At 59.5% G+C, this 22,992-nt stretch carries 16 protein-coding genes; 13 read left to right on the top strand and 3 right to left on the bottom strand.

Going from position 1 to position 22,992, the window contains the following annotated elements; all coding sequences use genetic code 11:
- Positions 1-374: 374 nt before the first annotated feature.
- Complete coding sequence (gene guaB, locus WDB86_RS04590) at positions 375-1,823, bottom strand: IMP dehydrogenase (protein ID WP_339107089.1); 1,449 nt, start codon at positions 1,821-1,823, stop codon at positions 375-377.
- A 259-nt stretch (positions 1,824-2,082) separates the two neighbouring features.
- Here guaB and WDB86_RS04585 point away from each other — a divergent pair, with 259 nt between their 5' ends.
- Positions 2,083-3,255, top strand: coding sequence for an RsmB/NOP family class I SAM-dependent RNA methyltransferase (locus tag WDB86_RS04585; protein WP_406736741.1), 1,173 nt, complete (start codon positions 2,083-2,085; stop codon positions 3,253-3,255).
- 182 nt (positions 3,256-3,437) lie between these two features.
- Positions 3,438-5,696, top strand: coding sequence for an ATP-binding protein (locus WDB86_RS04580; RefSeq protein WP_406737016.1), 2,259 nt, complete (start codon positions 3,438-3,440; stop codon positions 5,694-5,696).
- Here WDB86_RS04580 and WDB86_RS04575 read toward each other — a convergent pair.
- Positions 5,684-6,292, bottom strand: a complete 609-nt coding sequence (locus WDB86_RS04575; RefSeq protein ID WP_406736740.1) for a hypothetical protein — start codon at positions 6,290-6,292, stop codon at positions 5,684-5,686. The two genes, WDB86_RS04580 and WDB86_RS04575, sit on opposite strands and share 13 nt — an antisense overlap.
- A gap of 216 nt (positions 6,293-6,508) precedes the next feature.
- Here WDB86_RS04575 and recA point away from each other — a divergent pair, with 216 nt between their 5' ends.
- The 4 genes from recA to WDB86_RS04555 all read left to right on the top strand — a co-directional run bounded on the left by recA (position 6,509) and on the right by WDB86_RS04555 (position 11,678).
- Positions 6,509-7,576, top strand: coding sequence for a recombinase RecA (recA, locus tag WDB86_RS04570; protein WP_339109499.1), 1,068 nt, complete (start codon positions 6,509-6,511; stop codon positions 7,574-7,576).
- Positions 7,577-7,710: 134 nt separating this feature from the next.
- On the top strand, positions 7,711-8,592 hold the full coding sequence (locus WDB86_RS04565) for a GNAT family N-acetyltransferase (RefSeq protein ID WP_406736739.1): 882 nt from the start codon (positions 7,711-7,713) through the stop codon (positions 8,590-8,592).
- Between the two features lie 89 nt (positions 8,593-8,681).
- Positions 8,682-11,336: an alanine--tRNA ligase gene (gene alaS, locus WDB86_RS04560; RefSeq protein WP_406736738.1), complete on the top strand. Its 2,655-nt coding sequence runs from the start codon at positions 8,682-8,684 to the stop codon at positions 11,334-11,336.
- 51 nt (positions 11,337-11,387) lie between these two features.
- Positions 11,388-11,678 (top strand): DUF1330 domain-containing protein, encoded by a 291-nt coding sequence (locus WDB86_RS04555; RefSeq protein WP_339107095.1) that lies wholly within the window; start codon positions 11,388-11,390, stop codon positions 11,676-11,678.
- 46 nt (positions 11,679-11,724) lie between these two features.
- Here the strand turns inward: WDB86_RS04555 and WDB86_RS04550 are convergent, their stop codons facing one another.
- A complete protein-coding gene (locus tag WDB86_RS04550) occupies positions 11,725-12,657 on the bottom strand; it encodes a hypothetical protein (RefSeq protein ID WP_339107096.1) in 933 nt (310 codons plus the stop codon).
- 288 nt (positions 12,658-12,945) lie between these two features.
- On the opposite strand from WDB86_RS04550, the gene cysS reads away from it, so the two are divergent.
- From cysS to WDB86_RS04515, 7 genes are all read left to right on the top strand, one after another.
- On the top strand, positions 12,946-14,331 hold the full coding sequence (gene cysS / locus WDB86_RS04545) for a cysteine--tRNA ligase (protein WP_406736737.1): 1,386 nt from the start codon (positions 12,946-12,948) through the stop codon (positions 14,329-14,331).
- 27 nt (positions 14,332-14,358) lie between these two features.
- Entirely contained in the window at positions 14,359-15,975 is a 1,617-nt protein-coding gene (gene cimA / locus WDB86_RS04540; protein WP_406736736.1) for a citramalate synthase, read from the top strand.
- Complete coding sequence (locus tag WDB86_RS04535; RefSeq protein WP_406736735.1) at positions 15,972-16,730, top strand: squalene/phytoene synthase family protein; 759 nt, start codon at positions 15,972-15,974, stop codon at positions 16,728-16,730. The genes cimA and WDB86_RS04535 overlap by 4 nt, the downstream gene beginning before the upstream one ends.
- A 116-nt stretch (positions 16,731-16,846) precedes the next feature.
- Positions 16,847-19,984 (top strand): methyl-accepting chemotaxis protein, encoded by a 3,138-nt coding sequence (locus WDB86_RS04530; RefSeq protein WP_406720629.1) that lies wholly within the window; start codon positions 16,847-16,849, stop codon positions 19,982-19,984.
- Between the two features lie 76 nt (positions 19,985-20,060).
- Positions 20,061-21,107, top strand: coding sequence for a chemotaxis response regulator protein-glutamate methylesterase (locus WDB86_RS04525; RefSeq protein ID WP_339107101.1), 1,047 nt, complete (start codon positions 20,061-20,063; stop codon positions 21,105-21,107).
- A complete protein-coding gene (locus WDB86_RS04520; protein ID WP_339107102.1) occupies positions 21,104-21,616 on the top strand; it encodes a chemotaxis protein CheD in 513 nt (170 codons plus the stop codon). Before WDB86_RS04525 ends, WDB86_RS04520 begins: the two co-directional genes overlap by 4 nt.
- Positions 21,617-21,632: 16 nt before the next feature.
- On the top strand, positions 21,633-22,982 hold the full coding sequence (locus WDB86_RS04515; protein ID WP_339107103.1) for an ATP-binding protein: 1,350 nt from the start codon (positions 21,633-21,635) through the stop codon (positions 22,980-22,982).
- Positions 22,983-22,992 lie beyond the last annotated feature (10 nt).

The raw sequence follows: 22,992 nt of genomic DNA, 5'->3' as shown, positions 1-22,992 counted from the left end.
ATGATCCGCGCGACGGAGAGGTCATGGGGCGCACTCGCCTCGTCCAGACAAGTGGGAGGGGCAAGAAAGGCGGTGCGCGTTCCCCCTTGGTTCTGCGCATGCCGATATCGACGTTCGGGACTTGCGCATGATGCCGAAGGGCGCGAGCGAGCCGAACAAGCGTGACAGTGATGTGAAGCGGGCCAGCAGCCATCCTTTGCAGGGTCGTTGATTTCTCCCAGACCCGCCGCTGGCGTTCATCCCTTTTTCGGAATGGTTCAAACATTCCTGTATCCGCCATCTGGTTGATACTCTGTCCGGTTCGCCTTGTGGTCATGAAAAAAGGCCGGGGCGATTTCTCGCCCCAGCCCCATAAAGCCTAGTAAAATATGGGGTCAGCCGATCCGATAGTTCGGCGACTCCCGCGTGATCTGCACGTCGTGGACATGGCTTTCTTTGAGGCCCGCGCCGGTGATGCGGACAAATTCGCAACCGCCGCGCATGTCGGCGATCGTGGCCGAGCCGGTATAGCCCATAGCTGCGCGCAGGCCCCCAACCATCTGGTGGATCACGGCACCGGCGGCACCTTTATAGGGCACCTGACCTTCGATCCCTTCGGGGACCAGCTTGTCGGACGCGGCATCTTTCTGGAAGTAACGGTCTGCCGAGCCGCGGGCCATTGCCCCCAGAGACCCCATCCCGCGATAGGACTTATAGGAGCGACCTTGGTAAAGGATCACTTCGCCCGGCGATTCATCGGTGCCAGCAATGGCCGAACCGACCATTGCGCAGCTTGCGCCCGCCGCAATCGCCTTTGCGAAATCGCCCGACATCTTGATCCCGCCATCGGCGATGATCGGGGTGTCGCCCGCGCCCGAGACGCAGTCCATGATCGCCGAAAGCTGCGGAACACCGACGCCTGCTACGATACGGGTGGTGCAGATCGAGCCCGGGCCGATCCCGACCTTGATGGCATCCGCGCCCGCCGCGATCAGGGCTTGGGTGGCTGCCGCTGTCGCAACGTTCCCCGCCACGACCTGAACGTCGGAGCGATAGGCCTTGATGGCCTCGACCGCTTTGGCCACGCCGGCGCTATGGCCGTGGGCGGTGTCGATCACGATCAGATCGCAGCCTGCATCGACAAGCGCGGTCGAGCGTTCATAGCCCGCGTCACCTACGGTGGAGGCCGCCGCCACGCGCAACCGCCCCTTGTCGTCTTTGCACGCGAGCGGATTCAGCACGGCCTTGTCGCTGTCTTTCAAGGTCAGCAGACCCGTCAGATGGCCATTGGCATCGGTCACCAGCAGTTTCTCGATCCGGCGCTCTTTCATCAGCTTGCGTGCTTCGTCGCGGTCGGCAGGCTCTTGCAGAATGGCCAGATTGTCTTTGGTCATCATCGCCGAGACCGGCGTTTTCGCATCGGAGGCAAACCGCATGTCGCGGTTGGTCACGATGCCGACCAGACGGTTATCGGCATCCACAACGGGGAAGCCCGAGACGTTGTAGCGCGTCACCAGATCCTGTGCATCGGCCAATGTCTGGTCGGGGCGCAGGGTGATCGGGTTATAGACGATGCCGGATTCGAACCGCTTCACACGGCTGACTTCCTCGGCTTGCTCGGCAACGGTGAGGTTGCGGTGGATCACGCCCATCCCGCCAGCCTGCGCCATAGCAATCGCCATACGGCTTTCGGTCACGGTATCCATGGCCGAAGAAAGAAGGGGGATGTTCAGACGGATCGATTTCGTGACGAAGGTCGAAACATCGGCCGTCGATGGCAGCACCGTGGATGCTGCTGGAACTAATAGGACATCGTCGAAGGTAAGTGCCTCGCGAATCTGCATGACCGGGTCTCCGTGGCAGGGTTCGTTTGACGCTTCCTCATTTCACTACTTTTCGGGAAAGGCAACCCCAAGAGCATGTTGATTCGTGCATAGTCGATGTGCGTCTGGTGGGAAAACTGTCCTGAGAGCCTCTGGCACGGGGTTGTGGGTCTGGCGCAACGCCTGTGCTCCGTTTGCACCCGCCAACGGGTGAAAGCGGCAACACCTCTGGCAAGTGTGGCGGTCTTTGCGTAGCACTAGGAAAAACGAAGAGGTTCTTATGACCCCGGCAGCGCGGGTCGCGGCAGCGATCGAGATTTTGGATTTGGTACTGTCGGGCGAACCGGCAGAGCGGTGTCTGACGACATGGGCGCGCAATAACCGCTTTGCAGGGTCCAAGGACCGTGCGGCGATCCGCGATCATGTCTATGATGCCTTGCGGTGCCGCGAGAGTTTTGCCCGTCTGGGCGGGGCGAAAAGCGGGCGCGGTCTGATGATCGGTGCGTGCCGGAGCCAGAATGTCACCCTTGGCGAGGTGTTCTCGGGGGTGGGGCATGCGCCTGCGCCATTGACCGCGACGGAAGAGGCCGCGCTTCTGGCGCCTGTGCCCGAGGGGCTGGAGCTTCTGGACTGGCCGGACTGGCTCTTGCCGCAGCTCAAGGCCGATCTGGGAGAGGATTTCGTGGCGGTGAGCCTGGCCCAGCGGGAGCGGGCGCCGCTTTTCCTGCGGGTCAATCTGGCAAAGACCACGCGCGAGAAAGCGATGGCGATGCTCCGGCGCGACGATATCGATGCCGAGCCGCATCCTGCCGCCTCAACGGCGCTGAAGGTCGTGCAGGGCGCGCGCAAGCTGCGTCTGGCGCAGGCCTATCTGGACGGGTCGGTCGAGTTGCAGGACCTGGCCTCGCAGATTGCCATCGAGGCCTTGCCGCTTGACGGGGTGGCATCGGCGCTTGATTTCTGCGCGGGTGGCGGAGGCAAGGCGCTGGCTTTGGCCGCACGGGCCCCGAAGCTGCGTCTCAGTGCACATGACATAGATGCCGGACGTATGAAGGATTTGCCCCTGCGGGCCGAGCGGGCAGGCGCGTGGATCGACCTGCTCCCCCCGGGGGCCGTGACGGGGCAGTGGAATATGGTTCTTGTAGATGCGCCCTGTTCCGGTTCGGGCACGTGGCGGCGGACGCCGGATGCCAAATGGCAGCTGCTTCCGGAGCGGCTGGACGCGCTTGTGGCGCTGCAATCGGAGATTCTGCAGGCGGCCTCTCGGTATGTCGCGCCGGAGGGCTATCTGGTCTATATGACCTGTTCGCTATTGCATTGCGAGAATATCGCGCAGGCGGAGCAATTTGCTGTTAACCCAGAATGGCAATGGGTCGAACATCGCCAACTGACGACGCAAGACGGATCGGACGGGTTTTTCTATTCTGTTTTCAAAAGGATGAATGCGGAATGATGCCAGAATACCGGTTGCCACACTATCTGTAATGGTCTCAATTCGAGGTTGTGCTTTGATGCCTGTTAATTCGCCCTTAACTGATTTGATGCTTCATGCCTGAGAACGAAGACAAGAATGAGGTCCAGAAGGTGGTCCATCCCGATCAGCCCGTGCACAGCATCGGCCGCAATGTTGGTGTGATGACCCCTGGCGCGATGTATCTGCTGCTTGCGGCTCTTGGCGCGATTGTCGCGGGGCTGGTGGTGCAGGACCGGCTTATGATGATCGTGCTCTTTGCCGTGGCGGCGACATTTGTGGCGATCTCCGCAGGGATGAAACTGTCGCAGCTTTGGGCGCGTCACCAGCGGCGCCAGATGCATCTGCAGATTGCCAATTTCGTTGCACAGGATGCGTCTCCCTCCTTTACGACGGATGCCGAGGGTGAGATCGGCTACCAGAACCGTGCGGCGCTGGAACGGTTCGGGGCGCGGGGCCAGCAAAGCTTGACCCACGCCCTCGGGGAGCTTTTTGCCAATCCCGGGTCGGTCCTGAACCGTCTGCAAGCCAAAGCAACCGCTCTGGGGGCCGCGCGCGAGGATCTTGTGACGCGGCGCGGGCATGTGCGCCTATCGGTCCATCAGATCGGGGATGGCGATTTTCTCTGGCGTCTCGAAGATATGGCCGAACGCCCGTCTGGCGGTCGTGGGGCCGAAACGATCAGCCTGCCCATGCTGACGGCGTCGAAAAACGGCACGATCCTGTTTATGAACGAGGCATTGCGCCGCCTGACCGGCGAGCGCTATCGCACGTTGGATCGTATCTTCAATGACCTGCCGCTGCGTTCGGGCGAAGAACACGAGATCGGCACGCCCAACGGGCCGATCCGCTGTCTGGTGTCCGAAATCGAGGCGCGTGCCGGTCGCCGGGAGATCTATCTGTTGCCGGTGGCCGAGACGCGTCCGCTGCAGCATGATCCGGCCTCGTTCGAGGCGCTGCCTGTGGCTTTGCTGCGGGTTGACGGTCATGGGCGCATCATTGCGTCCAACCGCGCCAGCCGTGCCTTGCTGGGCATGCTGCCGCCCCATCCCACTATGGTCGATATGTTCGAAGGTCTGGGACGTCCGGTCAATGACTGGGTCGTGGATGCATTGGCCGGGCGTGCGGAGCATCGTCCCGAGGTTTTGCGTACACGGCATGGCGAAAAGGAAACCTATCTGCAAATCACGCTGAGCCGTGTGGTCGAGGAGGGTCGCCCCGGACTGGTGGCGGTGCTGTCCGATGCCACGCAACTCAAAACGCTTGAGGCGCAATTCGTGCAAAGCCAGAAGATGCAGGCAATCGGTCAGTTGGCGGGCGGCGTTGCGCATGATTTCAACAACTTGTTGACGGCGATCTCGGGGCATTGCGATTTGCTGATGCTGCGCCACGACAAGGGGGATCCCGACTTTGCCGATCTTGACCAGATCTCACAAAACGCCAATCGCGCCGCTTCGCTGGTGGGTCAGCTTCTGGCCTTTTCGCGCAAGCAAACGCTCAAGCCGCAGGTGCTGGACCTGCGCGATACGCTGTCTGATCTGACACATCTGCTCAATCGTCTGGTCGGTGAGAAGGTCCTGCTGACACTCCAGCATCCGCTTGATCTGCGCCAGATCCGTGCTGACAAACGCCAGCTTGAACAGGTCTTGATGAATCTGGTCGTGAATTCCCGCGATGCGATGCCGGAGGGGGGCGAGATCCGGATTGAGACGGAAAATCTGTATCTCAAAGAGGACTTCAAGCGTGATCGGGTGTCCGTTCCGAAGGGCGATTATGTCTCGGTCAAGGTGATTGACGAGGGGACAGGGATCGCGCCGGACAAATTGACGAAGATTTTCGAGCCTTTCTACACCACCAAACGCACTGGGGAAGGCACCGGTCTGGGGTTGTCGACGGCCTATGGGATCATCAAGCAGACGGGCGGCTATATTTTCTGTGATTCCGTTTTGGGGTCGGGCACCTGTTTCACTATTTACCTTCCGGCTCATGATAAGGCGCAGGGCGATGACGACGAGATGGCCAAGCCCATTGTCACTCAGGAACTGGCCCAGAGCGAGCGGACCGCAACCGTGTTGCTGGTCGAGGATGAGGCACCGGTGCGTGCCTTTGCCTCCCGCGCGTTGAAACTGCGTGGCTATACTGTTTTCGAGGCGGAGAATGCCGAGGAAGCCCTTGAAATACTGGAAGATGAAGGGCTTGCTGTCGATATTTTCGTGACAGATGTGATCATGCCCGGCATGGATGGACCGACATGGGTTGTCGAAGCGTTGAAGAAACGACCGGGGACGGCGGTGGTCTTCATGTCGGGCTATGCCGAAGATGTCTTCCTTGACGGCAAGCCGCCGATCAAAGGGTCGGCTTTCTTGCCGAAACCTTTCTCGTTAAGCGAACTGACCGCTACGGTGCAAAATCAGTTGGGCTGAGAAGAGAGAGCCTGATCATAAAGCCGGAAATCGTCTTTCATAAAGGCGACCAAGCGCGCCTCGACGGGCGCGCTTAATTTTGTGTCCACGGTTGGGGGAACATTTATGCGCGGTAGAGAGATTTCGAATCTTAACCGGTCTTCCAGAAATTGTAGAAAATTTCCGATATCCTCGTAACGGTACAGTCGATCCACCAGTAGATTTCCGGCTGTATCTGTCAGGAAGTCCGATTGTTTCTGCAACTTCGCATGCGGGGGACAAGGCACCTGCATATAGTCCAAAGCAAATTCTTCGAAACTGCGATTGTGGAGCGGATGGTCGGGCAGATCAAACCCGTCCCGCAACAAGAATCGGTACCACGAGCGCAGCCATTCTACCGGATGCCGGATAAGAGCGACCGTGGTGAAGGGGCTTGATGAATTGGCGCAAAGATAGGGCTTCAGGTGTTTCTGAAAATCCATTGCAGTCATGTGCTTGAGCACATCCGGTCGTTGCATCGAGACCGAGGCCAGTGGTTCGAGGGCCGTTTCGATCGCGGTCGAACCCGCCTTCGGTGTTGCAAGAAAGACCAGTTTTTGATCCCAGAAAATCAGCATAATTCGCCCAGAATTCTATTATTTTGGTGTCAGGCCGCAGAGCCCGATTTTGTTGTAAACTATTGATTAACTATACGGGCGCAAGCTTTGTTAGGCCGATATGTTGAATTGTTCTTGTTTTGGTCTCAATTTCGGCTTAACGAACATTACTAGAACATTCACCATGTCCGGGTAATTGTGATCCGGCGTGCACTGTGAAATAAGGAGATGATCCTAATGGTAACGGCGGGCCTTTTCGATATGGCGGACAAGATGAAAGCAGATAAGCAGAAGGCGTTGGAATCGGCGCTTTCGCAAATTGAGCGGCAATTTGGCAAAGGCTCGATCATGAAGCTTGGCGAAGGGGCCAAGATTGATATCGAAGCAACCTCAACCGGTTCCTTGGGGCTTGATATTGCCTTGGGTATCGGTGGGCTGCCGAAAGGGCGGATTGTCGAGATCTATGGTCCGGAAAGCTCCGGGAAGACCACGCTGACGCTGCATACGGTTGCTGAAGAGCAGAAAAAAGGTGGCGTCTGTGCCTTTGTCGATGCAGAGCACGCCCTTGATCCGGCCTATGCACGCAAGCTGGGCGTTAATCTTGATGAACTGCTGATTTCCCAACCCGACACGGGTGAGCAGGCTCTGGAGATTGTCGATACGCTGGTGCGTTCGGGGGCGGTTAGCCTTGTCGTGGTCGACTCCGTGGCTGCGTTGACCCCCAAGGCCGAGATCGAAGGCGATATGGGCGATGCGACGGTCGGGGCGCAGGCGCGGCTTATGTCTCAGGCGATGCGCAAGCTGACCGCGTCAATCGGGCGGTCGAATTGCATGGTGATCTTCATTAACCAGATCCGCATGAAAATCGGCGTGATGTTCGGCAATCCGGAAACCACGTCGGGCGGCAACGCGCTGAAATTCTACGCCTCTGTCCGTCTGGATATCCGCCGCACCGGTGCGGTCAAGGATCGTGATGAGGTGGTGGGCAACGCGACCCGTGTGAAGGTCGTCAAAAACAAGGTGGCTCCGCCCTTCAAACAGGTCGAGTTTGACATCATGTATGGCGAGGGTATCTCGAAGGTCGGTGAATTGATCGATCTTGGTGTCAAGGCGGGTGTCGTCGAGAAATCGGGGGCTTGGTATTCCTACGGGGATGAACGCATTGGCCAAGGGCGTGAAAACGCGAAGCAATTCATGCGTGACCATCCCGATATCGCGAATGCGATCGAAGAGAAGATCCGGTCGAGTCATGGGTTGAACCTTGATTCGAACGATGAGGATAACGCGCTGACCGAAGACGAGTAAGCGCGCGGCGCAGAACGCGCCAATAAGGTGCAGAATGCACTGAAATCTGGCCGGGCCCGTTGTGGCCCGGTTTTTCTTGTCTTGGAGCTTTTGTCTGACTAAAGTCAGTGAAAACATCGGATCGGAGTCAGTATATGGCACGTGAGGCAGAGCCGGCGGTCAAGCGTTTGAGGCGGTTCAATCGGGTTGTGACGCTCGAATTGGGAGCGCTTGATCAGAGTTTTCTGGGGCGGGGGCGTCCTCTGCTTGAGGCGCGCGTGCTGCATGCGGTCGGGTCCGGTGTTTCGGATGTGGGGGATCTGCGTGAGCGGCTGAACCTCGATTCCGGGCTGATGAGCCGCCTGTTGCGCAAGCTTGAGGCCGAAGAACTCATCGTTCTCTCGCCCGATCCGAAGGATGGCCGTCGTAAGCGCATTCTGCGGACCCGCAAAGGGGAACGGGAATTTGACGCCTATGAGGCGCTGTCCGATCAGGCCGCCCAAACCGTGTTAAACCGCGTGAAGGACAAAGAGGAATTTCTCAAAGCCGTGGATCTTGTGGCCTCTGTCATCGGGCGCGAGCGGATCGAGATTGTCGAGGTTGATCCCGATGACGCGCGCGCGATTGCCTGCGTGAATGCCTATGTGGCCGAACTCTCTCGCCGTTTTGGCGAGGATTTCGACCGCGCGCGCTCGGGGGAGCCCGAGGCCGATGCGATGCGTCCGCCGCGCGGCACCTTCCTTCTGGCGCTGTCGGAAGGGGTGGCGATGGGTTGCGTCGCGGTGAAAGATATGGGGGAACGTGCTGAAATCAAACGCCTTTGGGTCGATCCTTCGGCGCGCGGCATGCGCCTGGCCCATCGTCTGATGCGCGAGGCCGAAACCCGCGCCTATGATCTGGGGCACCGCGAGCTGGTGCTGGATACCTCGGCCAGATTGCCGGAGGCGCGGGCTTTTTACCTCAAGACGGGCTGGGGCGAAATCGCGCGGTATAACGACAATCCCTATGCCGATCATTTCTTTGGCAAGGAATTATAAGCCTCGATTGGTCACAACACCCGTGCTTTGCTGGACAGCCAGCCCGCACGGCGCTAAACGGAAGCAAATCCCCAAGAAGGGCGCAAGATATGGTCTCTCTGAACGAAATCCGGTCCACCTACCTCAACTTCTTCGAGCGGAACGGGCACCGGATCGTGCCCAGCTCGCCGCTGGTGCCGCGTAACGACCCCACGCTGATGTTCACGAACTCCGGCATGGTGCAGTTCAAGAACTGCTTCACCGGTGTCGAGAAGCGTGATTACACCCGCGCGACCACCGCGCAGAAATGTGTGCGCGCAGGCGGCAAGCATAATGACCTCGATAATGTGGGCTATACCGCGCGCCACCATACTTTCTTTGAAATGATGGGGAATTTCTCCTTCGGCGATTACTTCAAGGAAGGCGCGATCAATTTCGCATGGGAGCTGCTGACCAAGGATTTCGATATCCCGAAGGACAAGCTCTTGGTCACTGTCTATCACACCGATGACGAGGCGGCCGATATCTGGAAAAAGGTCACGGGCTTTACCGATGACCGCATCATCCGCATCCCCACGAAGGATAACTTCTGGCAGATGGGCCCGACCGGCCCCTGTGGTCCCTGCACCGAGATCTTCTTTGACCATGGCGAGCATATTGCCGGTGGCCCTCCGGGCAGCCCTGATGAGGATGGCGACCGTTTCATCGAGATCTGGAACAACGTCTTCATGCAGAACGAGCAGTTCGAGGACGGCTCGATGCGCGAACTCGACATGCAGTCGATCGACACCGGCATGGGGCTGGAACGGATCGGCGCGCTTCTGCAAGGCAAGCATGACAATTACGACACCGATCTGATGCGCCATCTGATCGAGGCCTCGGCCCATGCCACCTCGACCGACCCCGATGGGGCGGGCAATGTGCATCACCGCGTGATTGCCGACCACCTGCGCTCGACCTCCTTCCTGATTGCCGATGGGGTGATGCCCTCGAATGACGGTCGCGGCTATGTGCTGCGCCGCATCCTGCGCCGTGCCGCCCGCCATGCACATATGCTGGGTGCGAAGGATCCGGTGATGTTCAAGCTGGTGCCGGCGCTGGTGCGCGAGATGGGCGCGGCTTACCCCGAGCTTGGTCAGGCGCAGGCGCTGATCGAAGAGACGCTGAAGCTGGAAGAGACCCGCTTCAAGGTCACGCTGGACCGTGGTCTGAAGCTGCTGGATGACGAGCTTTCGGGCCTGCCCGAGGGGGCGGCCCTTCCGGGCGAGGCGGCCTTCAAGCTTTACGATACCTATGGCTTCCCGCTGGATCTGACGCAGGATGCGCTGCGCGAGAAGAACCTGACCGTGGATGTGGACGGCTTTGACGCCGCGATGGCCGAGCAGAAGGCCAAGGCGCGTGCGGCTTGGGCAGGCTCGGGCGAGGCCGCCGATGGCAAGATCTGGTTCGAACTGGCCGACAAGCTGGGCGTGACCGAATTCCTTGGCTACGACTCCGAAGTGGCGGAAGGCCAGATCACCGCGCTGGTGTCTGATGGTGCGGAAGTGGCCGAAAGCGATGCGACCTGCATGATCGTGGTCAACCAGACGCCGTTCTACGGTGAATCCGGTGGTCAGGTCGGCGATACCGGCGTGATCGAGACCGAAACGGGCAAAGCGCGCATCACCGACACCAAAAAGGTGGCGGGCGTCTTCATCCATATGGCTGAGGTGACCGAGGGCAAGATTGCCCGTGGGCAGGGCGCGCGTCTGGTGGTGGATCATGCCCGTCGTTCGGCGATCCGTGCGAACCACTCGGCCACGCACCTGCTGCATGAGGCGCTGCGCCGTGCGCTTGGCGATCACGTGGCGCAGAAGGGCTCGCTGAATGCTGAGGACCGTCTGCGGTTTGACTTCAGCCATGCCAAGGCGCTTTCGCCTGAGGAAATGCGCCAAGTAGAGGCCGAGGTGAATGAGTTCATCCGTCAGAACGCCGCCGTTGATACCCGTATCATGACCCCCGATGATGCCCGCGCGCTTGGCGCTCAGGCGCTGTTTGGCGAGAAATACGGCGATGAGGTGCGCGTTGTGTCGATGGGCAAGCTGGCGGGCTCGGGCAAGGGCACGGCGGGCGATGTCTATTCGCTGGAACTTTGCGGCGGCACCCATGTGACCCGCACCGGCGATATCGGCGCTTTTGTGGCTTTGGGTGATAGCGCGTCCTCGGCAGGTGTGCGCCGTTTCGAGGCGCTGACCGGTCAGGCCGCGATCGATTACCTCAAGGCGCAGGAAGCGCATCTGGTCGAGGCCGCCCATGTTCTCAAGGCAGCACCTGCCGATCTGGCAGATCGCGTGAAGGCGTTGTCGGACGAGCGTAAGGCACTGGCCAATGAGGTGGCGCAGCTGCGCCGCGAATTGGCGATGTCGGGCGGCGCGACCGGCGGCAATGAAGCCGAAGAGATCAACGGGATCAAGGTTGTGGCCCAGTTCCTGACCGGCGTCACCGGCAAGGATCTGCCGCCGCTCGTCGATGAGTATAAGGCCAAGCTTGGCTCGGGGGCCGTGCTTCTGGTGGCCGATGCCGGTGGTAAGGCCGCTGTGGCCGCTGGCGTCACCGAAGACCTGACCGCGCGTCTGTCGGCGGTGGATATGGTCCGCGCGGCTGCTGGCGCTCTTGGTGGCAAGGGCGGCGGTGGCCGTCCGGATATGGCGCAGGCCGGTGGGGCCGATCCGTCGAAATCGGATGAGGCGATTGCCGCCGTCAAGGCATTGATCGAAAGCAAATAAGCAAAACGGGGCCGCAGTCAAAATGCGGCCCCTTTCAACAGGAGAGAGCGGATGCCGGGTGCGTATTGGATTGCCCATGTGACGGTGACGGATGCCGAGGCCTATGGCAAATATGCCGAGTTGGCAGGCCCTGCCATCGCCGCAGCGGGCGGCAAGTTTCTGGCCCGTGGGGCGCGGTTCGTGCAGCTTGAGGGCAGGGAACGCCCGCGCAATGTTCTGGCGTGGTTCCCGAGTCTGGAGGCCGCCGTCGCGTGCTATAACGGGCCTGCCTATCAGGCGGCGCTTGCGCATGCCAAAGGGGCTGCAGAGCGCGAGTTGCTGGTCGTCGAGGCGATGGAGTAAGACCCCGCTCTTGCATCGCGAAGTGCCCCCCTTTAAGGGGCGCTTTTTATGGAAGCGTGGCCTGTCTTGCGTCACGCCGCCCGATGCGCAGGGCTTTGCGCATCTGCTTCAGCTTCCAATGCTGTTCGTGCTGCAAGGCCAGATCGGCGGCCCATAACCCCATCTGGTAGTGTCCGCGCTCTTTCGCATTTTTCAGCATCAACTCGTTATAAAGTACGGATTTATGGCGTACCCGTAGCGCCTGTGCCAGCCATTGGTCGCTGATATCGCCACGCAGCGCGCGCAGGGAGACCTCGGTCAAAAGCCGCAATTTCAGCAGGACCGGCGGCACCTTATGGCCGAAATGGCGCAGGCGGTGCAGCTGGACAGTGGGGCCGGACAGGCGCGCGGCATGGGCTTTGTCCTGCGGCTCGAACGGATCGAAGAAAAGATGCGCGGAGGCCAGGTCTCCGACCGCTTCTGCCGCATCGCCATAGGGCAGGGTCCAGTCGGTGATCTTGCGCGCGTAACGGTAGCGGGTCTCGAAAGGGGCAATGCTTGTGTCCAATGTCGATTGCGGCGCAAAGGCCACCACATGCGCGCCGGGCGAGAGCCGCGAAAAGGTAAACGCCCCGAAGCCCCCCATCGACGCCCCGTAGAATGTGACGCGCTCGAAGCGGCGGAAAAGCCCCTCGGCGCGCAGCGTTTCCAGCGCGGCGATCAGGTCGGGATCGCGATACCAGTCGTTGCGTTTGTTGATCAGGCCAAGGATCGACCATCCCTGTTTGCGCAGCAGGTGATGGCCCCAGGGGTGCTGTTCGCCTTCAATTCGGTTGGTCGAGAGATTACCAAAACTGACCACCAGATGCTGACCTTCGACGCCTGATTGCGGCAGATAGGCCAGCGCGTGATGGGCCAGCTCATGGCAGAACCCGCCCTGCTGTTCCGCTTCGGCGGTGATATCGGTGAAAGAGCGATGGATGGGCGTGACGTCGTTCATAGGCAGGTCCTGTCTGTTGGCCTCAGGATAACGCAAGACGGCGGGAAGGTAAGGCATGTTTTTTCGCCCTGCGATATGGGGGCGGGCGGTCTCGTGCGGCGGGCAGTTTGTGCTTCACAAGCTCTGTCGGACAGGATATGAGAACCTCCATGACCCAGACCGCAACCATCACGATCTGCTGCATTATCGGCTGACATTCGTCGGGCGGTCCGGTCTTGCTTTCCCAAAGCTGAAATCCCGAACCCGCCCGAGCGGTGGCCGTTCCATGCCGTGGGGGAGAGACTTCAGATGACCCAGATTCGCTTGCGCAACACGATGTCCCGTCAGGTGCAGGATTTCGCGCCGATTGATCCGAAGAATGTGCGGATCTATCTCTGTGGGCCGACGGTTTATGACCGTGCGCATCTGGGCAATGCCCGCCCTGTGGTGGTGTTTGATGTGCTGCAACGGCTGCTGCGCCATGTCTATGGCGAGAGCCATGTGACCTATGTGCGCAACTTCACGGATGTGGATGATAAGATCAACGCCACCGCCGTGAAGCGCCGTGAAGAGGGAGCGGAAGGGACGCTTGAGGATCTGATCCGCGCCCGTACCGAGGAAACCATCGCGTGGTATCATGCGGATATGGATGCTCTGGGAGCGGCGCGCCCCGACCACGAGCCGCGCGCGACCGATTACATCAATGCGATGATCGCGATGATCGAGCGGCTGATCGAGGGCGGGCATGCCTATGCCGCCGAAGGGCACGCGCTGTTTCGGGTGCGGTCGTATAAGGACTATGGCCGCCTTTCTGGGCGCTCGGTTGATGATATGATCGCGGGGGCGCGGGTCGAGGTGGCGCCCTATAAGGAAGACCCGATGGATTTCGTGCTGTGGAAGCCCTCGGATGACGGTTTGCCCGGCTGGGATAGCCCTTGGGGCCGCGGGCGTCCGGGCTGGCATATCGAATGCTCGGCCATGAGCTACGAGCTTTTCGGCGAGAGTTTCGATATCCATGGCGGCGGTATCGATCTGCAATTCCCGCATCATGAGAATGAGGTCGCGCAAAGCTGCTGCGCCCATCCGCATGGCGAGTTTGCCCGCTTCTGGCTGCATAACGAGATGCTGCAGGTCGAGGGCAAGAAGATGTCCAAATCCTTGGGTAATTTCTTCACCGTTCGGGATTTGCTTGATGAGGGCATTCCGGGCGAGGTGATCCGCTTTGTGTTTTTGCAGACGCATTATTCGAAGCCGATGGATTGGACTGCCGAGAAGGCGCGCCAGGCGGAGGCCACGTTGCGCAAGTGGCGGGCGGCCGTCGCGGGCATCGAACCCGCGCCGGCCGCAGCGCCCTCGGTAATCGCTGCGCTGGCGGATGACTTGAACACGGCGGGCGCTATTGCGGCATTGCATGCGTTGGGCGATCCGGCGGAGTTGAAGGCTTCGGCGCAGATGCTGGGGCTGTTGCTGGAGGATATGGGGGAGTGGGCCGAGGCGCCTGCGGCGGATCTTTCGGCCTATGCAGAGCATCTTGCCGGTTTGCGTGCTACGGCGATGGAGACCAAGGATTTCGCCCCAGTGGATGCGATGAAGCAGGCGCTGGTGGCGGCGGGTGTTGAGGTGCGGATGTCGAAGGCGGGGGTGGAGCTATTGCCTGCGGCGGGTTTCGCACCGGAGAAGCTGCCTGCGCTGTAAGGCGCAGCGCAGGAGGGAGAGCAAGCGATGAAAGAACGTCTTTATCTATACGACACGACGTTGCGGGATGGCCAGCAGACGCAGGGTGTGCAGTTTTCTGTCTCCGAGAAGGTGCAGATTGCGCAGGCTTTGGACCGGATCGGGGTGGATTACATTGAGGGCGGTTGGCCCGGCGCCAATCCGACCGATAGCGATTTCTTTGAGGCGCGGCCCCAGACGCGCGCGACATTCACCGCCTTTGGCATGACCAAGCGGGCAGGGCGGTCGGCGGCCAATGACGAGGTTCTGGCGGGGGTGATGAATGCCGCAACGCCTGCCGTTTGTCTGGTGGGCAAGACGCATGATTACCATGTGACGGCGGCGCTGGGGATCTCGCTTGAGGAGAACCTCGAGAATATCGGGGCGAGTGTCGCGCATATGGTCTCCGAGGGGCGCGAGGCTTTGTTTGACGCCGAGCATTTCTTTGACGGCTATAAGGCCAATCCCGATTATGCGCTGTCTTGTGTGCGGGCGGCCTATGAGGCGGGGGCGCGTTGGGTGGTGCTATGTGACACCAATGGCGGCACCCTGCCTGCCGAGATTTCCGCCATTGTGGCCGATGTGATTGCGGCGGGCATTCCGGGGGATCATCTGGGCATCCATTGCCATGATGATACCGGCATGGCTGTGGCCTGTTCGCTGGCGGCGGTGGATGCGGGGGTGCGCCAGATTCAGGGCACTCTGAACGGGCTGGGCGAGCGCTGTGGCAATGCCAATCTGACGGCTCTGATCCCGACGCTTTTGCTGAAAGAGCCCTATCGCAGCCACTATGACACTGGCGTGCCGGAGAGCGCGCTTGCAGGCATCACGCGGCTATCGCGCAAGCTGGACGATATTCTGAACCGCGTGCCCTTGCGCAGCGCGCCCTACGTGGGCGCCTCGGCCTTTACCCATAAGGCGGGGCTGCATGCCAGCGCGATCCTGAAGGACCCTGCGACCTATGAGCATATCCCGCCCGAGACGGTGGGCAATACGCGCCAGATCCCGATGTCCAATCAGGCGGGGCAGTCGAACCTGCGTGCGCGTCTGGCGGATATGGGGCTCGAGATCGCCAAGGGCGACGAGCGGCTGTCCGGGATCCTTGACGAGATCAAGCGCCGCGAGGATCACGGCTATGCCTATGACGGGGCGCAGGCGAGTTTCGAGCTGGTCGCGCGGCGGGTGCTGGGCGAGTTGCCGCGTTATTTCAAGGTAGAACGCTATCGCGTGGTGATCGAGCGTCGCCATAACGGGCGCGAGATGGCCAATTCCTCCGAGGCGGTCGTGGTTCTGGATGTGGGCGGCGAGCGGATGCTGTCGGTGTCGGAAAGCTGGGATAGCGAAGGTTATGATCAGGGGCCGGTGAACGCTTTGTGGCAGGCTCTGGCGAAGGATCTGGGGCCGTATCAATGCCATATCGAGGATATGAAGCTGGTCGATTTCCGCGTGCGGATTACCGGCGGCGGCACGGCGGCGGTGACGCGGGTTGTCATTGATTCCGAGGATGGCAATGGCAACCGCTGGTCGACGGTCGGGGTGAATGCCAACCTTGTCGATGCCTCCTTCGAGGCGCTGCTTGAGGCGATCCAGTGGAAGTTCCTGCGTGACGGGGTGCGCCCGCTATGAGTGCCCTGACCGAGGCCGAGGCCCATTGTGCGCAGATGGTCGAGCAGAGCGATCCCGAGCGGTTCCGTGCCTTGATGGCGACATCCGAGGCGGATCGCCGCAAACTCTGGCCGCTTTATGCGGTGAACCTCGAACTGGCGCGGGCGCCTTGGGCCTCGAAAGAGCCGATGATCGCCGAGATGCGCGTGCAATGGTGGGTCGATGCGCTGGAGGCCTTGCGGGCAGAGGGCACGGCGCCACCATCCGAGATCGGTCCGGCATTGGCGGGGCTGCGGCCTGTGGCGGGGCTTTTGCTGGAACTGGCCGAAACACGGCGACAGGATTGCTGGCCCGATGGCTTCGAGGATCACGAGGCGCTCTGGCGGTATCTGGATGGCACCGCCGGGGCGCTCTATCTGGCGGCGGCGCAGCTTCTGGGGGTTGATGCGCGCGAATGGTCCGTGCTGCGTGGGCAGGCACAAGGGGTCGGTCTGGCGGCCTATCTTTGTGCGGTTCCCGAGATCGAGCGGCGCGGACGTCACCCTTTGCCAGATGGCCGCAGCGCCGCTATCGCCGGTCTGGCGCAGGCCGGTCTGGCGCGGCTTGCGCATGGAAATCTGTCGCGGCAGGCGCGGCGGGCGTTACTTCCGGGATGGGAAAGTCGTGCGATTTTGACAGAAATATCGCGCAATCCTGCCTGTGTTAGCCAAGATATTCCTAGGAAAAACGGCCTCAAACGCCAATTTTCTTTTCTGAGGCATGCGCTCGCGGCGTAAGCTGCTTTTGGCTTAAATGAATCTTCAGCACTTCACAGCATGTTTATGACCTAACGCGGGGGCAGAATCCCGCTTTGGGTTGGGACACCGCGTCGTGTCCGAGTGGAGGCTGCTGTATGAGAGTTCTGGATAATGTGAAGATCGGGGTGAAGTTGCCCCTGATTCTTTTTACGATTGCTTTGGTTGCACTTTCCGTCATGGCCCTGACCGCCTATCGGGATTCCCGGCATTTGCTGGAACAGGCCGCGACGGAACGTCTTATGCATGTTGCACAGGTGCAGGCTGACCGTGTGAATGAATGGGAAGCCGATTTCCGGACCGAGGTAAAAGACAGCATCGCATCCGATTTCATGCGCGATACGCTGCGGGATTTCCAGAATTCGTGGACGCGTCTTGGGGAGGGCGCCGCAGATCAGGTGCGGAGCGCCTATGTCGAGGGCAATGCCTATCGGGCGGAGGATCGCTGGAAGCTGACTGCGGCGGCGGACGGGTCCTTGTATTCGAAGCGCCATGAAAAATACCATCCGATGATTTTGCAGCAGGCGAAGCGTGCGGGCTTTTCCGACATCTATCTGATTAGTGCGGAGGGGGATGTCCTGTATTCGATCGAGAAAGCGGATGACTTCGGCACGAATTTCGTGACGGGCCCCTTTGCCGATAGCAAACTCGGTCAACTGGTGCAAAAGGCGCTGAAGGCCAGCACCGAAAATCCGCAGATCTCCGAAGCGACGATCCATGAAACGGATCATGCGGGTGTTCTGTCCTATTTTATGGCCGCTCCGATCCTTGATCATGCCGGCAACCCAAAAGGTGCGCTTGCATTTGAAATTCCGCTTTCGGGGTTGAATGCCATTCTGGCAGACGGGCGCGGATTGCAGGAGACCGGTCAAAGCTATCTTGTTGACCAGAATATGAAATATCAGAATAATCTGCGCCTGTCGCAAGTGCCGACGGTCATGCAGGCTGCGCCCGAAAATCCGGCGATCACGCGTGCTCTGGCGGGAGAAAGTGGCACGGTGGATGCCGCTGGTGTACTGGATGGCAGTGATGCGACTGCTGCGTTCCTGCCGATCAGTTTCATGAACCATCCGGCGGCGCTGATCGTCGAACAATCCGACAAGGAACTGTTCTCGCCGATTATTGCGCTGGCGAAATCGATGAGCCTGCATGGAGCAATCGTTCTGGTCGCTTTGGTCCTGCTGGCCACCCTTATGGCGCGCAGTATTTCTAAGCCGCTGGTACGGCTGAAAGACACGATGGATCGGCTGGCGGCTAAGGATTACGATCTTGTCGTGCCCTTTACCCGCCGCAAGGACGAGGTCGGGCGGATGGCTGTGGCACTCGAAGACTTCCAGATTGCGCTGGCGACGGCAGAGGCGGCGTCGAAGGATGTGGCGCTGAAAGGGGCGGCCTTCAATGCCGGATCGTCCTCGATGATGATGGCCGATACGAATTTCAATATCAGCTATGTCAATCCCGCGATGACGCATCTGATCGAAAATCGTCTGGAAGATTTCCAGGTGCTCGATCAGACCATCGAAGCAGATACCATGGTTGGCCGCTCGATCGATACGTTCCACAAAAATCCGCAGCGTATCCGTGATTTCCTTGCCGATAGCGCCAACCTGCCTTACTCGGCCAATCTCAAAATCGGTCAGGCCCAGTTTGCGCTTGGCATCTCCGAGGTTGTCATGCCGGGCGAGGGGCGCATCGGTTATGTGGTGGAATGGCGCGATATTACGGAAATCGGTATGTCGCGTGCCATGCTGAAAGCGCTTGATTCCGCACAGATGCTGGGCGAGGCCGATCTGAACGGTCGTATCAGCAGCGTGAACGAGAATTATTGTAAGGCTGTCGGCATCTCCGCCGAAGAGTTTATCGGTCGTCCCGTTGTGGATGTCACCAGCACCGTGGACAGCGAATTCACGATTGAGGATGTTGCGCAACGGGTGATGAGCGAAGGTGTATCCGTGACCGGTACGTGGAAAATTTCTGCGGGCGACGGGCGCGAAGCGATCTCGGAGGGGATTATCGCACCGGTTCACGACGAGATGGGGGATGTGGTCAAGGTTGTCTTTATCGGCAGCGACGTAACGACGTCCCGTAAGGAAATCGCGCGTGCAGCAGAACAAACGCAAGAGACATCCCGCCGGCAGGCCAAGGTTGTCGAGACCTTGCGCGTGGGGCTAAGTGCGCTCTCCGATGGTAATCTCACGGCCAAGATTGCCGAGCATCTGGGCGATGAATACGAGGAGCTTCGGGCGGATTTCAACACGGCTGTCGACCGTCTGGCAGAGGCAATGCGGGTCGTGATCGACAATGCGGTTGCCATTGATAACGAAGCGCGCGAAATCTCGAATGCGGCAGAAGATCTGAGCCGTCGCACCGAGCAGCAGGCGGCTACGCTTGAAGAGACCGCAGCAGCGCTTGATGAGTTGACTTCTTCTGTGGCCAGCGCGTCCGACGGGATCAATGAAGCCGATCGCATCGTTATGCAGGCTCGCAAAGATGCGGAAAGCTCCGGCCAAGTTGTGCAGCAAGCTGTTGAAGCAATGGGTGAAATCTCGGAAAGCTCGCAAAAGATTTCCAAGATTATCAGTGTGATCGACGATATCGCCTTCCAGACCAACCTCCTTGCCTTGAATGCGGGTGTCGAAGCGGCACGGGCAGGAGAAGCGGGGCGCGGTTTTGCTGTGGTGGCATCGGAAGTGCGGGCGCTTGCGCAACGATCTTCGGAAGCGGCGCGCGAGATCGACGGTCTGATCACGGCATCTTCCGATCAGGTCAGCCGCGGCGTCGGGCTGGTCGGGCAGGCCGGAAATGCTTTGGAGACAATCCTTCATTCCGTAACGGATATCGCCGAGCGGGTGGGACGTATCGCGACATCGGCAAAAGAGCAGGCCTCCGGCTTGTCCGAGATCAATACTTCGGTCAACCAGCTCGATCAGGTGACTCAACATAACGCAGCAATGTTTGAGGAAACGACGGCGGCAAGCCAATCCCTGAGTCAAAGTGCGAATGCTCTCAACGAGACAACGCGACGCTTCTCCATCGACAATCACGCAAAACCGGCGGCGGCTTCAGCCAAGCCTGCACCCAAGGCTGTCGCGTCCAAAGCGACAGGAGCGCCTGGGACGGCTGCTAAGCCTGCGTCTAAACCCGCTATGCCTAAAGCTTCGGTGCCAGTGGTTGAAGGAAATCTCGCCCGTCAGGTGCCGCCGGCACCGAGCAGCGATGATTGGGAAGACTTTTAAAACAGGTTTGGGGATCGCCCAAACCCTATTCAAAAAGACTTAGAACGTCACTTTTTGACGGCAAGAAAGGCAAGAAATGAGTGCCAAACGTGTTTTGATTGTCGATGATTCTCCCACAATTCGACAGCTGATTCGAGCTCAGCTGCAGGGAGATTCACGTCTGGTGGTGGTGGGTGAGGCCTCTGATCCCTATGATGCTAGAGAAAAGATCAAAGCTCTAGCGCCTGACGTGCTGACACTGGATGTCGAAATGCCCCGTATGAACGGTTTGGAGTTTCTTGAGAAGATCATGCGTCTGCGTCCGATGCCTGTCATTATGGTATCAACGCTGACGCAACGTGGATCGACAAAGGCGATGGAGGCTCTGTCTTTGGGCGCTGTCGATTGCATCGGCAAGCCGAAATACGGCAACCCTATCGAGGCTTTCGGCATCCTGCCGGACCTGCTGGTCGCGGCCGCAGACGCGCGCCTGCGTTCTGGCCCGCGCAAAAAAGTCGAACCTGCAAGTGGATTTACTTGGAACGGTAAGGTCATCTTGATCGGTTCGTCGACGGGCGGCGTCGATGCTTTGGAAACGGTTCTGTCGGGTTTCCCTGCGAATTGTCCACCGACCCTGATTACGCAGCATATGCCGGAAAGTTTTCTGGCAAGTTTTGCCCGTCGTCTGCAGGGATGTATCGCGCCGAATATGGGCTTGGCCCGAGATGGCCTGCCTTTGACACAGGGCAATGTCTATCTTGCGCCAGGAGGGGAGTATCATCTTGCGGTAAAACCCGGTGAACCGGCCCGTTGCCGGCTTGAGGCAAGCGAGAAACGGAATGGTCATCGTCCTTCGGTCGAGGTTCTGTTCGATTCAGCTGTGCCTATGGCCTCAAAGGTCGTTTCTGTCATGCTGACCGGCATGGGGCGCGATGGTGCGGACGCGATGCTGCGCCTGCGGCAGGCTGGTGCACGGTGCTTTGCGCAGGATTCCGCAACAAGCGTGGTCTATGGCATGCCGCGCGCTGCGGTTGAAAATGGTGCGGCAGAAAAGGCTGTTCCCTTGGGGCGGATTGCGTCGACAGTTCTAGCACAATGCGGGCGACAAACGGCCGCCGTCGAAAGAGGGGGGCGTTTCGCATGACGATGATGGGGATCGGTCGCCCGAAGCACATCTCTCAGGGCGAGTTCGCTGTTGGGCGGGTCGAGGGCATGTCTATCACGACAATTCTCGGCTCCTGCGTTGCGACCTGCCTCTATGATGAACATAGCGGTGTTGGAGGCATGAACCATTTTCTTTTGCCGGAAGGGACTGGCTCTACCGCCAGTTTCGGCGTGAATGCGATGGAATTGCTGATCAACGAGATCATCAAGAACGGCGGACAACGGACCACCTTGAAAGCGAAGGTTTTTGGCGGTGCGCGGATGATCGCGGGGCTTTCTGATGTTGGCGCGAAAAATGGTAGCTTCGTTTTGGACTTCCTGCGGCGGGAAGGGATTCAATGCCTTGGGCAAAGTCTTGGTGGCACGCAGGCTCGCCGGGTCGAATTCTGGCCGAATGGTGGGCGCGCGCGCCAGCGCCTTCTGGGCGAGGCGCAGGTGATCGAAACGCCGCCGCCGCCGCCGCCGAGCAATGATGTTGAACTGTTTTGAGCGAAATGGCCCCATTATGAGTTCACGTGAAGCCGGACATTCCATAGATTACAGGCGTGAAATTGATCGTCTGATGCGTTTGGAGTTCGGCTCGCGTAGTGAACTCGTTTTGCGATATCTTGCTGTGTTTAATGGTGGTTTGACACTGCACTTCTATTTGCAGTGGACCTCTGCCCTACTATGGATGCCGGTCTATTTCGCATTGCAGGCGCTTTATTACGTTTTCTTACGTAGTCGTGCGCCGGTATGCACGGCCAGAGACACAACGATTGCTTCTATCTTGTTTCTGGTCTTGCTCGGCTGGTTCAGCTGGCTTCCTGCGCTGATGCTGCTTGAGCAGGATACGGCCTTGCGGATCAGTGCGGCGGCAGGGCTGGGATGCCTGATGGTGTTTCTTATCCGGCGGAGCGACCGTCTGAAACTGATGATCTATGGCGAAATCGTTATGATCACCCTGATTCTTGGGGCTGTTGCGTTTCTGGTGTTGCCGCAGGTTCCGTCGCTGAGTGCCAAATCAGCCATGCTGGTCTGTTGTGCTGCGTTGATTGTCTATTTTGCGAATGCTTTGTTGGAAGGCCGGAAAATGCGCCTTGACGCAGAGCGAGCATCCGAGCGGACTTTACAGGCTCAGAAGATGGAAGCTGTCGGCCAGTTGGCTGGGGGGGTCGCACATGATTTTAACAATATCCTCACTGCGATCATCGGGAACCTCGATCTGTACGAGCTGACCGAAGATCGCCCCGAGCGGGATGATATGGTGCACAATGCGCGAGAAGCGGCACAACGCGCTGCAACCTTGGTGCAGCAACTGCTGGCTTATTCGCGCAAGTCCAACCTGCAATCGGAGCCGCGAGATATCGAAGTCATGCTGGAGCGTGTGCGGGTTCTGGGCGCGCGGCTTATACCGGCGTCCATCTCGTTGGAGGTGATCAATTCTCCTCGGCGTAACTGGGTAAAGGTCGATGAGACCCTATTGATGACGGCGTTGATCAACCTGATCGTGAATGCCCGCGATGCTATGCCGAAAGGTGGTCGGATCCGGATTTCTGCCGATCATAGATGTTTCGAGAGCCCCGAATTGATGGCAGACGGTTATGTTCTGCCTGCGGGAAATTATGTGGAGCTAACCGTTGCCGACACCGGGACCGGCATTCCTGAAACCGTGCTGGATCATGTGCTGGAGCCGTTTTTCACGACAAAGCCCGTGGGCAAAGGTTCGGGGCTTGGCTTGCCGATGGTGTTGGGATTCGCGCGTCAATCTGGCGGGGGGTTGAGTTTGCGCAGCTCTGCCGCCGGGACCCATGTCTCGGTCTATCTGAAAGAAGTGGAAGCGCCGCTTAATCTGGTTGCCAATCGGGCCGCATAGGCGCGACGCC

The sequence above is a fragment of the Thioclava sp. GXIMD4215 genome, from assembly GCF_045291555.1.
Taxonomy (GTDB): Bacteria; Pseudomonadota; Alphaproteobacteria; order Rhodobacterales; family Rhodobacteraceae; genus Thioclava; species Thioclava litoralis.
The sequence above is the reverse complement of the archived record's forward strand: the minus strand, read 5'-3'. Positions and strand labels throughout refer to the sequence as shown.